Raw genomic sequence first — 531 nt, 5'->3', positions numbered from 1 at the left:
TCATCGTGAAAAAATTCATTCTAACGCCTGTCGTTCTAGCCCTAAGTTTAGCGGGCTGTGCAGTGGGGCCAGACTACCAAGCACCGACCACCAGCATGGCAGAAACCTACTTGAACGCCGAAAATGCAGGGTTGAGTACCGATTCACAACCCGTTGAGTTTTGGTGGACTAAGTTTCACGATCCGGTGTTGAATCAAATGGTTCAAGACATGCAGAGCCAAAACATTCCGCTGAAAGTGGCGGCCGAGCGGGTAAAAATGGCCAACAACTATAAAACCATGGTGGAGTCATTCAAGGTACCGACAATTAATCTCGGTGCGGGTTACATGAACTATCAGTTCAGTAAAAATGACTCTTCACTCGGTCCGATATTGAATCCACTCAGTGATTCCGTGTCGGGTCTGCCACCTCAAATTGGTAACGTCACCCTAATGGATAATCAGCACGATGGCGTATTTGCAGGCGCGAGTATCGCTTGGGAAGTTGATCTGTTTGGGCGCATTGACCGCCAAGCAAACGCGGCGCAAATTC

Annotated in this window: 1 pseudogene; it reads left to right on the top strand. The window is 48.8% G+C overall.

The features are described from left to right. Positions 1–5: 5 nt before the first annotated feature. A pseudogene (locus R7Q46_RS29990) lies at positions 6–531 on the top strand (hypothetical protein); the annotation flags it as partial.

It is taken from the genome of Vibrio sp. 811, from assembly GCF_033339195.1.
This window is presented reverse-complemented; position numbering and strand designations above follow the sequence as displayed.